Source organism: Janthinobacterium sp. 75 (assembly GCF_004365495.1).
Classification (GTDB): Bacteria; Pseudomonadota; Gammaproteobacteria; order Burkholderiales; family Burkholderiaceae_D; genus Janthinobacterium.
Genome location: NZ_SORD01000002.1, coordinates 321611 through 333695 on the forward strand (window position 1 = coordinate 321611; position 12085 = coordinate 333695).

Annotated in this window: 10 protein-coding genes; 3 read left to right on the forward strand and 7 right to left on the reverse strand. The window is 63.6% G+C overall.

Features of this window, described 5'->3' with window-relative positions; genetic code table 11:
• Positions 1–193 precede the first annotated feature (193 nt).
• A complete protein-coding gene (locus tag C8C89_RS25855; RefSeq protein ID WP_133993942.1) occupies positions 194–1699 on the reverse strand; it encodes a dipeptidase in 1506 nt (501 codons plus the stop codon).
• 216 nt (positions 1700–1915) lie between these two features.
• On the opposite strand from C8C89_RS25855, the gene C8C89_RS25860 reads away from it, so the two are divergent.
• Together C8C89_RS25860 and C8C89_RS25865 are read left to right on the forward strand one after the other, a co-directional pair.
• Positions 1916–2914 carry an LLM class flavin-dependent oxidoreductase gene (locus C8C89_RS25860; protein ID WP_101484130.1) on the forward strand — a complete coding sequence of 333 codons (999 nt, stop codon included), beginning with the start codon at positions 1916–1918 and terminating at the stop codon, positions 2912–2914.
• 184 nt (positions 2915–3098) lie between these two features.
• Positions 3099–4316 carry an MFS transporter gene (locus C8C89_RS25865; RefSeq protein WP_101484129.1) on the forward strand — a complete coding sequence of 406 codons (1218 nt, stop codon included), beginning with the start codon at positions 3099–3101 and terminating at the stop codon, positions 4314–4316.
• 86 nt (positions 4317–4402) lie between these two features.
• Here the strand turns inward: C8C89_RS25865 and C8C89_RS25870 are convergent, their stop codons facing one another.
• From C8C89_RS25870 to C8C89_RS25895, 6 genes are all read right to left on the reverse strand, one after another.
• The gene (locus C8C89_RS25870) at positions 4403–6046 is read right to left on the reverse strand and encodes a M28 family peptidase (protein ID WP_133993944.1); all 1644 of its coding nucleotides are present in this window, start codon (positions 6044–6046) and stop codon (positions 4403–4405) included.
• Positions 6047–6182: 136 nt separating this feature from the next.
• Positions 6183–7019 (reverse strand): HDOD domain-containing protein, encoded by an 837-nt coding sequence (locus C8C89_RS25875; RefSeq protein ID WP_101484127.1) that lies wholly within the window; start codon positions 7017–7019, stop codon positions 6183–6185.
• 121 nt (positions 7020–7140) lie between these two features.
• Positions 7141–8217, reverse strand: coding sequence for a BMP family ABC transporter substrate-binding protein (locus tag C8C89_RS25880; RefSeq protein ID WP_133993946.1), 1077 nt, complete (start codon positions 8215–8217; stop codon positions 7141–7143).
• A gap of 85 nt (positions 8218–8302) precedes the next feature.
• Positions 8303–9232, reverse strand: coding sequence for an ABC transporter permease (locus tag C8C89_RS25885; protein ID WP_133993948.1), 930 nt, complete (start codon positions 9230–9232; stop codon positions 8303–8305).
• Positions 9225–10301 carry an ABC transporter permease gene (locus C8C89_RS25890; protein ID WP_101484124.1) on the reverse strand — a complete coding sequence of 359 codons (1077 nt, stop codon included), beginning with the start codon at positions 10299–10301 and terminating at the stop codon, positions 9225–9227. Before C8C89_RS25890 ends, C8C89_RS25885 begins: the two co-directional genes overlap by 8 nt.
• Positions 10294–11808: an ABC transporter ATP-binding protein gene (locus tag C8C89_RS25895; protein WP_133993950.1), complete on the reverse strand. Its 1515-nt coding sequence runs from the start codon at positions 11806–11808 to the stop codon at positions 10294–10296. The genes C8C89_RS25890 and C8C89_RS25895 overlap by 8 nt, the downstream gene beginning before the upstream one ends.
• 22 nt (positions 11809–11830) lie before the next feature.
• On the opposite strand from C8C89_RS25895, the gene C8C89_RS25900 reads away from it, so the two are divergent.
• Positions 11831–12043, forward strand: a complete 213-nt coding sequence (locus C8C89_RS25900; RefSeq protein WP_133993952.1) for a hypothetical protein — start codon at positions 11831–11833, stop codon at positions 12041–12043.
• The last annotated feature ends 42 nt before the right edge of the window (positions 12044–12085 follow it).

Consider the following 12085-nt stretch of genomic DNA (forward strand, 5'->3'; position numbering starts at 1 on the left):
ACCACTCCTGACTCGGGTTCAGGCGCGGCACCACCCCGCCTGGCATGCCTGGCGTCTGCCGGGCCTCCTGTTGTTCATGCATAGCTGCTCCCTTCCTGCATACAGACGTAAGACCGGCATGCGCATAAAAAGTTCGGCGCCTGGATTCGTCTCAGGCTTGCAGTCTATGACTTCCTTCTATTTTTGCAAGCAGCTATTTCGCCAGCTCGATCAGCACGGCCGTGTACATCTGCAAGTTCAGCAGCAGCTGTTTTTCCGTGATGAACTCGTGTTCGGAATGCCCCGTATACACCGTGTGCGGCATGGCCGGGCCGAAGCTGACGGCGTTTGGAAACAGCCGTGAATTGGTGCCGCCGCCAATCGCCACCGGTTGCGGATTCGCCATGCCCGTGTAATGCTCGAAGACGGACAATAAAGTGGGAATCTGCGGCGCGCCCATCTGCAGCCACGGCTCGCCGATCTGCACCTGCAGCGCGGCCGGCACCTGGCGCCGCGCCTTCCAGGCATCGAAGGCGGCCGTCACCTGCTGCTGCAGCACGGCCGCCGTCTTGCCTTGCGGACGGCGCAAATTGATGTTCAGTTCCAGCGTGCTGCCATCTTGTTTGAGCACGGTAGGCGCCACCGTCATCGGCCCCATGAAACCGTCGCGGTAAGCGATCTGGCCAAAGCGCTCGCCGTAGATGCCCGTACCCACCAGTTCATTCAGGAATGACAGCATGTCGGCCGCCTGCGTGCCCTGCCAAGGCTGCACGGCCAGCGCGTCGGCCAGCATGCTGATGGCGTTGACGCCGTCTTCCGGTTTCGACGAGTGGGCCGACACGCCCAGCGCCGTCACCGTCAGGGTGTCGCCAGCGCGCGCATAGCTGTAGCGCATGCCCTGCTGGCCCTGCGCACGGGCGCGGATGGCCGCTTCCAGCGCCGCCGGAGCGTGCGCGATGACGGCGCTTGCATCTTCCGGAATCTGGCTGCCGAAAAAGCCGCCCGTCAGCCGCGTCAGCACGGGGCCGCCATCGGCTGGCAGTGCCGTGCGCGGCGGCAAGGCCAGCTTGATCGAACCGTAGCCCTTCTCGGCCGTCACCACCGGATATTCCGCATCGATGGTGATGTTCACCTGCGGCGGCGTGTGGGTCTTGAGAAATTGTTTCAGCGGTTCCCAGTCCGATTCCTCGGCCATGTAGACGTACAGCTCGATGCGCTTGTTCAGCGGTATCTGTTTGTCCTGGATGGCTTTCATCGCATACAGGGCCGTGGCGATGGGGCCCTTGTCGTCTTCCGTGCCCCGTCCCAGCAGTTTTCCAGCTTCGCTGGTACGGTCCAGTTCGAACGGTGAGCGGGCCCATTTGGCGGGATTGACGGGCTGCACATCGCCGTGCGTGATCACGCCCACCCTTTCGCTGCCTTTGCCCATGCCGATAACCAGTACGTGGCCATGATCGTGGAAGTCGAAACCGAGGCGCTGCGCCTCGGCCGCCAGGTAGCGCTTGAAGCCCGTGTGCTGGGGATTGTCGGCAAACGGCACGGCCGGATCGGCCACCGTGTTGAAACTGACCATTTTTGCCAGGCTGGCGATCAGCGCTTCGGGATAGGTGGCCAGCGCATGGCGTGCCGTGTCCTGCGCCTGCAGGCTGACGGGGGCGGCGTGAACGGAGGGCTGCAGCAGCAGGGCTAGCAGGGACAGCAGGAGGGGTTTCTTGAACATGGCGGGGTGCATAAAGTGGGGAGGCCCACTCTAGCATCGCCCGCACCGATTTCCAATCAGCATGAGTTTTTTACCGATCAGTACGCAAATTCCCGATTCGCATTATCATGTGCGCAGCCTGTCTTCCCCGCCACGCTGTCCAGGGTAACCCTGCCAGCATCAGGGGATAGACAAATCGTCCATTGTGATTTTCCACCACGTCCCGATATCGCTACCATGATTCCATTTTCCATACTCGACCTCGCGCCCATCGCTGAAGGCAGCAACGCCAGCCAGTCATTCAAGAACACGCTGGACCTGGCGCAGCACGGCGAACGCTGGGGCTACAACCGCTATTGGCTGGCCGAACACCACGGCATGCCCGGCATCGCCAGCGCCGCCACGGCGGTCGTGATCGCCCATGTGGCGGCCGGCACCAAGACCATTCGCGTGGGCGCCGGTGGCGTCATGCTGCCGAACCACTCGCCGCTGGTCATCGCGGAACAGTTCGGCACCCTGGAAGCGCTGCACCCGGGCCGTATCGATCTGGGCCTGGGCCGCGCGCCCGGCTCCGACCAGACGACGGCGCGCGCGCTGCGCCGCGACCTGCAGTCCGACGCGGAGCAGTTTCCGCAAGACGTGCTGGAATTGATCGACTATATGTCCGACGAGCCGCGCCAGCGCGTGCTGGCCGTGCCCGGCAAGGGCGCGAAAGTGCCCGTGTGGATACTGGGGTCGAGCCTGTTCGGCGCCCAGCTGGCCGCGCACCTGGGCTTGCCATACGCCTTCGCCTCGCACTTCGCGCCGCAAATGATGATGCAAGCCGTGGCGTATTACCGCGAACACTTCAAGCCTTCAAAACAACTGGCCAAACCGTACGTGATGCTGGGCTTCAATGTGTTTGCCGCCGACACGGATGCCGAGGCGCACCTGCGCGCCACCTCGATGCAGCAAGCCTTCGTCAACCTGCGCACGGGCCGCCCGTCGCGCTTGCAGCCGCCCGTGCCCGGCTATCTGGAACAGCTGGGTCCGCAGGAACGCGCCATGCTCGACTCCGTCCTTTCCTGCACGGCCATCGGCGCGCCGGAGACGGTGAAGGCAAAGATGGCCGCCTTCATCGCCGAAACGGGTGCCGACGAGCTGATGATCACCTCGCAGATCTTCGAACACCAGCACCGGCTGCGCTCGTATGAAATCACGGCGCAGGTGCATGCGGAGTTGGCGCAGCAGCAGTAACGGACATTTTCCTCCCTCGGTATATCCCCCTATACCCTTTTCCCGGCCGTCGGCAACGATCGCCGGGATTTTTTTGCCTGCTGTCTTGCCCACCGCCCCGCCGCAAAAATCGGCCGCGCCCGGCAAGAAATGCGCAGCCCCGCTATCATGCTGATCCAAAAGCATCACTCGAAAGCTGTATCGCATGAAACCTGCAGTCCCCCCTTCCCTCGACGCCAGCACCCTGCTGAGCGCCACCCGCATCCTGCTGTTCGCCCTGTCCGCCGGCGTGCTCGTCGCCAGCCTGTACTACGTGCAGCCGCTCACGTCCATGCTGGCCGCCTCGTTTGGCGTGAGCGTGCCGCAAGCGGGCTACCTGGTCACGGCCACGCAGATCGGCTATGTGCTGGGCATCGTGTTTCTGGTGCCGCTCAGCGACGTGCTGAACCGCCGCCAGTTGCTGACGTGGATGCTGATCGCCAAGATAGGCGCCCTGCTGCTGGCTGCCACCAGTCAGAACATCATCGTCTTTGCCATCGCGAGCGTCTTGATGGGGATCACGGCCAGCGCCTTGATGGTGGTCACGGCCATGGTGGCCTCGTATGCGCCCGATCACAGCCGGGGCCGCATGGTGGGCACCGTCATGACGGGCTTGTTGCTGGGCATCTTGCTGGCGCGTACCGTCTCCGGCACCGTGTCGCAGATCAGCGGCGGCTGGCGCACCGTCTACGTGCTGGCCGCCATCGTCGTGGCCGCCCTGCTCGTCATGCTGCGCCGCATCCTGCCGAACGAAGCGCCGCGTGGCAAGCTGCAATATGGCAAGCTGATGGCCTCGCTGGCCGACATCATCCGCCAGGAACCCCTGCTGCGCCAGCGCGCCCTGTTCTCGGGCCTGGGCCTGGGCACCTTCAGCGTGTTCTGGACGGGCCTGACCTTCTTGCTCAGCGGCGCTCCCTACCACTATTCGGAAATGCAGATCGGCCTGTTCGGCCTGGCCGGTGCCACGGGCGCCTTTGCCGCGAATACGGCGGGCCGCATGGCCGACCGCGGCTACGCGCGCCAGGCCACCTGGCTGCTGGCCGTCGCCTCGATCGCGGGCTGGGCCCTGATCGGCTTTGGCGCCCATTCGCTGGTGCTATTGCTGATTGGCATCGTCCTGCTGGACATGGGCGTGATGGGCTTGCAAGTGACGCACCAGTCCATCATTTACAAACTGGCGCCGCATGCGCGGGCGCGCGTGACCACCGTCTTCATCGCGGGTGGCTTCATCGGCGCTTCGGCAGGCTCGGCGCTGGCCAGCGCCAGCTTCGCCGCCGGCGGCTGGCCCGCGCTGTGCATGGTGGGCGGCGCCATGCCGCTGTTGATGCTGCTGGTGTGGAGCAAGTACCGGCATACGCAGCGCAGGCTGGAACGGGCGGCTTGATCCGGCGCTGCGGCGCCAACAATGTTGTCGGATTAGCGCGGCGAGGCCGCGCGTAATCCGACAACATTGTATGCACGGACCACGTCTTATTTCGCGGCCTGCTCACGCGCCTTGCCAAACGCATCGCCCGCCTTCCAGGCCGGCATCCTGGCGGCGTTCGCCACGGCCTGCCCCAGGTTCAAGGTGAACTGCGCCTGCTGCGTCATGCCGGACAAATCCCAGCTGGCGTCGTACTCATCGGTCACTTGATGGTAGCGGGGGCCGTAGGCGGCCGCCTTGGCTTTCGACGCTGCCACGTCCTTGATGTACTCGCGTCCGCCATTGATGGAAAACGCGGGCACGCCCGCCTTGGCAAAGCTGAAATGGTCGCTGCGGAAGTAGCCGCCGGCCAGGTCAGGACGCGCGGCAGCAATGTGCATGCCCATGGCTTTGGCCACCGTAGCGGCCATGGCGCCCAGCTCCGTGCGCTCGCTGCCCTGCGCGCCGATGTCGTGCGTGGCGCCGACAAAGTTCAGGCTGTCAAGATTCAACGCGGCGGCCGTCTTGTTCAAAGGCCACAACGGGTCAGCCGCGTAGGCGGCACTGCCCAGCAAGCCTTGTTCCTCGGCCGCTACCCACAGGAAAATCTGCGTGCGCTTCGCCGGCTTTTTCACGGCTTCCTGCGCCATGGCCAGCAAGCCGGCCGTACCGGAAGCGTTGTCGACGGCGCCGTTGTAGATGGTGTCGCCAGTCTCCCCTTGCTTGCCCAGGTGGTCCCAGTGGCCGCTGTAAATGACGGCTTCATCCTTCAATGTCGGATCGGTGCCCGGCACCATGCCGGCGATATTGAACTGCTCCACCTTGCGCACGGCGGACTTCATCTCGCCCGACAGCTTGGCATTCAATGCGACGGCCTTGAAGTCCTTGCTTTCCGCTTGCGCGCGCAAGGCATCCAGGTCCTGGCCACCGGCCGCAAACAGACGGCGCGCCGCATCTTCTGCAATCCAGCCCTGCAGCGGCGTGCCGGCGGTGCGGTCGGCCAATTGAAAGCGCTCGCTGCCGCTCCAGCTGTTCTGCACCACGCTCCAGTCGTACGAAGCGGACGGTTTCGTGTGGATCAGCAATACGCCAGCGGCGCCCTGGCGTTTGGCTTCTTCGAATTTGTAGGTCCAGCGGCCGTAATAGGTCAGCGCCTTGCCAGCGAAGCGGCTCGGCTCGGCACTGGTCGGCTGCGGGTCGTTGACCATCATGACGACGATCTTGCCTTTGACATCGGCGCCCTTGAAATCGTTCCAGCCCTCTTCCGGTGCCGTGATGCCGTAGCCGACGAACACGAGCGGCGCGTCAAAGGAATGTGCGGCAACGGAGTCGCCCGTGGCCCAGACCCAGTCCGGGCCGAATGCCAGCGGCACGCTCTTGCCACCCGCCACGGCTTGCAGGCTGCTGTCTTGTGGCAAGGACTTCACGCCGGCAATTTGCACACTCTGGCGGTAGCTATTGCCACGCACGGGTTGCAGTCCGGCCATCTGTGCCTGGGCTTCCAGGTAAGCCACCGTCAGGTCGGCGCCGCGCTGGCCCGTGCCCCTGCCTTCCAGTAAATCGTTGGACAGGAAGGCCAGGTGGGCGCGCAGCGGCGCTTCCTGCACGATGGGCAAGCCCTGCGCGGCAGGCGCGGCGGCTTGCGCGGAAAATGCCAGCGCCAGGCTGGAAGCGAGGGCGGTGGCGGCCAGGGAAGAAAACAGCTTCTGCATAAAATCCTTTGGGTAAGAGGAGGAAAGCGGTCCGGCGGATAGCCGGGCCGGCGATTGTATGCCATGGGGCAAGCGCATCAAAATGCGGACGAAAAAAATCCCCGCAGCAAAGGCGGGGATAGCAGAAAGAAGAGCGTCAGACCAGCAAGGCCGCGGCCAGGGATTCGATCTCTTCGGCCGATTCGTCGAGGATGGTGTGCAGGGTGCTGCCGCCGATGCCGAAGTCGATCTTCGCCGCCGCCTGGCGCCGCGCGGCGCTTTCCGGCGGATGCAGGGGCGAGCCCACGGGCGACAAATCATTGGCCAGCACCAGGGTCGCGCCCAGGGTGCGGGGCGGAAACGGGCTACCGCCGTGCCACATGCCTTCCACGGCTTGCAAGACCATGTCGGGCACTTGCAGCTGGCGCAGTACGCCGCGGCCGATCAGTTTTTCGCCGTATTCGATCCAGTCTTCCGTGTTGTCGTCGAGCAAGCCAGGATATTCCTCGGCGCGCGACAGTAGATAAAAGCCGCCCACTTCATGCACGATGGCGGCGAACATGGCCGTTTCCACGTCCACATGCGTGACCTTTTTGGCGATGACCTGACTCAACGCAGCCACGTGGGCCGTGTGTTCCCACAGCTTGGCGGACTTGGCGCGCAATTGCGGGTCCGTGATCTGGCTGCCCAGCTGGCGCACGATGACGGACGCCACCATCGACTTCAAGGTGGCAAAGCCCAGGCGCGAGACGGCCGCGCGCACATTGGCGATTTCATTGCCGGAACGGTTGTAGGCGGCCGAGTTGGCCAAGGCCACGACCCTGGCCGACAGCAACGGCTCGGCCATGACCATCCGTGCGGCCGCTTCGATATGGCAATCGGGGTCGTCCAGCGCTTCCTGCAGCTTCAAGGTGGCCTTGACGTTGGCGGGGAACGTCAGTTCTCCCTTGCTCGCTTGCAGCGCGATAATCTTGAATACTTCCAGTCTATCCATGGGTCGATCTCCGGTACGGGCTTGTTCAAGCTCTGCTCTATGGGTAGGCCGGGAATGCGCATGTATCCCCGGCCCGACTCCCGTTTCCGGCAATATTACAGCAAGTCTATATGCAAACCTATTACTTTCCGGAAACTTTCCCTGCCACGCCTTCGACAAAATAATCCATCTTCGTCAGCGCTGCATCGTCCAGCACGCCTTTGTCCAGGCGTATCTTGCCGTCGTTATCCTTGATCGGCGCACTGAAAGGATTAAGCTTGCCAGCTACCAAGTCTTTCTCACGCGCCAATACAAACTGTTTCACATCGGCGGGCACGGCAGCGTTGATGCCTTCCAGCTTGACCATGCCGTCCTTGATGCCGCCCCAGGTGCTGCTGGATTTCCACGTACCGTCCAGCACGGCTTGCGCCTGCTTCGTGTAGTACTCGCCCCAATGGTGGGTGACGGCAGCCAGCTGCGCCTTCGGTCCGTACTTTTTCATGTCAGAGTGGTAGGCGATCGCGTACTTGCCCTTCTCTTCCGCCGCCTGCACCACGGCGGTCGAGTCCGTGTGGTGGGTGACCACGTCGGCGCCCTGGCCCATCAGGGTGATGGCCGCGTCGCGTTCCTTGCCCGGGTCGAACCAGCTATTGACCCATACCACTTTCACTTCCGCCTTCGGGTCGACGCTGCGCATGCCGCGCGTGAAGGCGTTAACTCCTTGCAACACTTCCGGGATGGGGAATGCCGCCACGTAACCGGCCACATGGGTCTTGCTCATCTTGCCGGCCAACACGCCAGCCAGGTAGCGGCCCTCGTAGAAACGGGCGTTGGTGTTGGCCACGTTCGGCGCCGTCTTGTAGCCAGTCAGGTGGATGAACTTCACATTGGGAAATTGCTTCGCCACTTTCAAGGTGGGATTCATGTAGCCGAACGAGGTCGTGATGACCAGCTTGCTGCCCGTTTGCGCCAGGTCGCGGATCACGCGCTCCGCATCGGCGCTTTCCGGCACGTTTTCCACAAACCTGGTGCTGATCTTGTTACCCAGCGCCTTTTCCATTTCCTTGCGCGCCTGGTCGTGCTGGGTGGTCCAGCCCGCGTCGCCGATGGGGCTGATATACACGAAGCCGACGTTCAGCGGCGCAGTGGCGGGTGCAGCGGCCATGACAGGCATCAAAACAGCACTGCATACGGCGGCGCACAATAGTTTCTTGGACATGGTTTTCCTTGTGATGGCCCCCCATCGAAAATAAAAAAGACAGCGCGCCGCGGGGGAGTGACGGCGCGCCTGGGCACGGTACGGGCTAGCTGCCCGGATTGAAATTCTTGCCCAGTGAAGCAGGCATGTTCAGCTTGATGTAATTGGCATTGCTGGAGATCAATACCAGCACGACGATGGCTGCCACATACGGCAGCATCGACAGCAGTTGCGAGGCGACGGGCACGCCCAGCGCCTGCGCATGGAAGGTCAATATCGTGATGCCGCCAAACAGGTAAGCGCCACCCACCACGCGCGCCGGGCGCCAGGTGGCGAACGTGGTCAGCGCCAGCGCGATCCATCCGCGTCCCGCCACCATGCCCTCGACCCACAGCGGCGTGTAGACAAGCGACAAAAAGGCGCCGGCCAGGCCGCAGCAGGCGCCGCCAAACAGCACGGCTGCCAGGCGGATGCGGCGCACAGGGTAACCGAGCGCATGCGCGGACGCTGGCGACTCGCCCACCGCGCGCAGCACCAGGCCCGCCCGCGTGCGGTACAGAAACCAGGCGATGGCCAGGCACAGCAACAGGGACAAATACACCATCGCATGCTGGCGGAACAGGGCCGGCCCCAGCACGGGAATGTCTTCCAGGAAGGGGATGCCGAAGCGGCCGTTGTGCAAGCTGTTGCCCACATAGTTCAGGCCGATGTACGTGGACGCGCCCGCACCAAATAGCGACAGGGCCAGGCCCGTCGCATACTGGTTCGTGCCCAGCCACACGGTCAGCCAGGCAAAGAAGCCGGACAAGACCATGCTGGCGCCCGCCCCCGCCAGAAATCCCAGGGTGGGGCTGCCCGTGTTGACGGCCACGGCAAAGCCCGTGATGGCCGACACCAGCATCATGCCTTCCGCGCCCAGGTTCACCACGCCCGCCTTTTCATTGACGAGCAGCCCCAGCGCGGCAAGCATCAGCGGCGTGCCCGCATTGATGCTGGCGGCAATCAAGGGCGCTATCGTCAGGGCCAGGTTATCCATGTTTTCTCCAGCGCAGTTTGTATTGGATCAGCACATCGCAAGCGAGCAAGGCGAACAGCAAGATGCCCTGGAACACGCCCGTGATTGCGCTGGGCAAGCCCAGGCGTGATTGCGCCAGTTCGCCGCCGATATAGAACAGGGCCATGACGAAGCTGGAGAAGATCACGCCCACGGGATGCAACCGCCCCACGAAAGCGACGATGATGGCGGCAAAGCCGTAGCCGGGCGAGACCGTGGGCGTCAACTGCCCCATCGGCCCCAGCACTTCGCACGCGCCGGCCAGGCCGGACAGGGCGCCGCAGATCAGCAGGGACGACCATAAAGTCTTGCGCGAAGAAAAGCCCGCATACCGGGCGGCGGCAGGTGCCATGCCGCCCACGCGCAGGCGGAAGCCGGAGATGCTTCTGGATAAGTACAGCCAGCCGCCCAGGGAAGCCAGCAAGGCAAACACGATGCCCACGTGCAAGCGCGTATCGCTGATCACCATCGGCAACAGCAAACCGTCCGACAACAGTTTCGATTGAGGGAAGTTAAACCCTTCCGGGTCGCGCAGCACGCCGTACACCAGATAGCTGAGCAGCAATTGCGCGATGTAGACCAGCATCAGCGAGACGAGGATTTCGCTGGCGTTATAGCGGTCGCGCAACCACGCCACCAAGCCCGCCCAGGCCATGCCGCCCAGCATGCCGGCCAGCAAGGAAACGCCGATGATGGCCGCACTTCCCACGCCATCGTCCAGGTACAGGGCCGCCGCCCCGCCGCAGATGGCGCCCAGGGTCAGTTGCCCTTCCGCGCCGATGTTATAAATATTGGCGCGAAAGCAGATGGCGAGGCCGACGGCAATCAGCAGCAAGGGCGCCACTTTGAGGCCCAGTTCGGACCACCCGTGCGCGTCGCGCAAGGGTTCCACAAAAAAGACGGCAAGGCCGGCCAGCGGATCGTGTCCCAGCGCCAGAAACAGCAAGGCGCCGCACAGCACGGTAAGCAGCACGGCCAGCACGGGCGACAGCCACGACATGAGCCGCGACGGTGTGGGACGGGCTTCGAGACGCAAGGCGAACTTAGCCATGGACTACCTCCTGCGGCCACAGCCCGCTCATCCATTGCCCCACGAGGGTCACGCTGGCGTCGCCCACGTCCAGGGACGGTGAAATTTTTCCTTTTGCCATCACCAGCAGGCGGTCGCTGATCTCGAACAATTCATCGAGTTCCTCCGATACCACCAGCAGGGCGCAGCCCGCGTCGCGCAGCGCCAGCAATTCGGCGCGGATTTGCGCGGCCGCGCCCACGTCCACGCCCCAGGTCGGCTGCGCCACCACCAGCACGGTGGGCTCGCGCATGACTTCGCGTCCGACTATGTATTTCTGCAAGTTGCCACCCGACAGGCTGCGCGCCAGCGCTTGCGGCCCGCCCGCCTTCACCTGGAAGCGGGCGATGATGGCCGCCGCCCGCTGCGCGATGACCTTGTGGCGTACGAAGCCATGGCGGATGGTGGCTGGTGTCTGCAAGCTGAGCAACACGTTGTCGGCCAGCCCCATGTCGGGCACGGCGCCCCGCCCCAGTCGCTCCTCCGGCACAAAGCCGAAGCCCAGGGCGCGCCGGCGTCCCGGCGGCAAGCGTCCCGCCTGCGTGCCGTTCAGGACGATGCTGGCGGGGGCCGCGCGCATGTCTTCGCCCGACAGGGCGGCCAGCAATTCCTGCTGGCCATTACCGGACACGCCAGCGATGCCGACGATCTCGCCCGCGCGCACGTCGAAATTGATGTCCGTCAACTGCGTGGCGAACGGATGGCTCTTCGGCAAGTTCATCTGCCGCACGCTCAGCATGACGGCACCGGGCGTGCGCGCCACGCGCTTGACTGCGGGCGGCTCGGCACCGATCATCATGCGCGACAGGCTGGCCGCAGACTCTTGCGATGGGTCGCACACGCCCGCGTTCTTGCCGGAGCGCACCACCGTGCAGGTATGGCACAGGGCGCGGATCTCGTCGAGTTTGTGGCTGATGTACAGGATGCTGCAGCCTTCGGCCGCCAGCTGACGCAAGGTGCCAAACAGTTTCTCCACTGCGCCCGGCGTCAGCACGGACGTCGGTTCGTCGAGGATCAACAGTTGCGGCTTGGCCAGCAGGGCGCGCACGATTTCCACGCGCTGGCATTCGCCGACGGAAAGCGTGTGCACGTGGCGTTGCGGTTCCAGGTCCAGGCCGTACTGGCGCGCCGTCGCTTCGATGCGCTGCGCCAGTTCCGCCATGTTGGTACCGGCTGGCAAGCCAAGGGCGATGTTTTCCGTCACGGTGAGCGTGTCGAACAGGGAAAAGTGCTGGAACACCATGGCGATGCCCAGCGCGCGCGCAGCCGACGGGTTGGCGATCTCGACCTCGCGGCCATTCCACAGAATGCGGCCACCATCGGGTTGCACGGCACCGTAAATGATTTTCATCAAAGTCGATTTGCCGGCACCGTTTTCTCCGAGCACGGCGTGAATCTGTCCTGGCGCCACGGTCAGGTGGATGCCGTCATTGGCTACCACGGACGGATAGCGCTTGCTGATGTCGTGTAATTCCAGGCGTGCCGTCATTGTTTTTTTCGTGCCTCGCTGCATGGTCGCCGGCATCGTCGCCGGTGGGATAAATCAAGCTGGTGTCTCTATCGTATCGGCATCCGCAGCGCTTGGGGGCAGGCGTGGCGGCGCGCATTTCTATTTCCGCAAAAAAACAACACCTGTATACAATTTTGAAAAAAATTATCAGCTTTACAGCAGCCGCCTTGCCCCGCAAGGGCGAGAAGGTGCGATGATTATATGCAGAAAATGATAGTAACTATGCAGAAAATACATATCGTCCGGTGCGGCGATG